The organism is Herbiconiux daphne, from assembly GCF_024979295.1.
Taxonomy (GTDB): domain Bacteria; phylum Actinomycetota; class Actinomycetes; order Actinomycetales; family Microbacteriaceae; genus Herbiconiux; species Herbiconiux daphnes.
This window is the reverse complement of the sequence record NZ_JANLCJ010000335.1, coordinates 1-755: the sequence shown is the minus strand read 5'-3', so window position 1 is coordinate 755 and position 755 is coordinate 1. Positions and strand designations below refer to the sequence as shown.

The following is a 755-nucleotide window of genomic DNA, read 5'->3' as shown; positions in this document are numbered from 1 at the left end:
GAATACTATTAGTGAGCCTTTTTGCGTCATGCTCAGGACGTGGAGTTGTGCGGTATTGGGGGCAAACCCTCACGCACTGACAGTTATTTCCCTCGCCACTCTCCAGCGGCGATTTTCTTCGCCTTCCACGCTGCAAAGTCGTAGCTGTTTTTCTTGTCTCGTTCCGCTTCTCTGGCTCTGGCTCTCTCCGCGTCCTCTCGTTCCATCTCAACGGCTCGCCGTCTCAGTCTGTCGCGCTCTGCCTTGTCTGCTGCATTCAGCCATTCTACATCACTAACGGCTCCATTAGTCGCAGTTTGAACGGCAAAGACGGCGTTCCTGTAGGTAGGCTCAAGACTTCACTTGCGGCCTTCTGTGCTGCTTCTACCGTGTCATACTGCCATGAAAAATAGGATTGGCACGCCTCAATAACCCGATCCACCAGCTCTGTTTTAACCTGGAATTTTTCTATCATAGCCTCCAGCTCTGCCGCAAAAAATGCTCGTGGCGTTGCCTCACTGTATTCAGATTGGTAATAACTCAGTGCTTCCCGAATTAGTTCGGCCTTGTCCTCTGCGCATTGCGTTTCTGCGGCCTGTGCTGCCACCAGAAGCGACGAAACGTTATCATGCTGCCGTTGTATGCCTTTGACCCGTTCGGCCTCTGCTGCGGCTCTGGCGGCTTCTCTGGCGGCTTTGTCTTTGGCTCTCTCATACGTGAAAATATCGACGCATTTTTGCCAGCCGTCGCCAGTAACAGAGACAAGTTTTTTCCGC

The 755-nt window shown here is 52.5% G+C and carries 1 protein-coding gene; it reads right to left on the bottom strand.

Annotated features, from left to right (window positions below):
- Positions 1-265: 265 nt before the first annotated feature.
- Positions 266-755 (bottom strand): hypothetical protein (locus N1032_RS25065; RefSeq protein ID WP_259543277.1); only part of this gene is annotated, 490 nt, incomplete at its 5' end.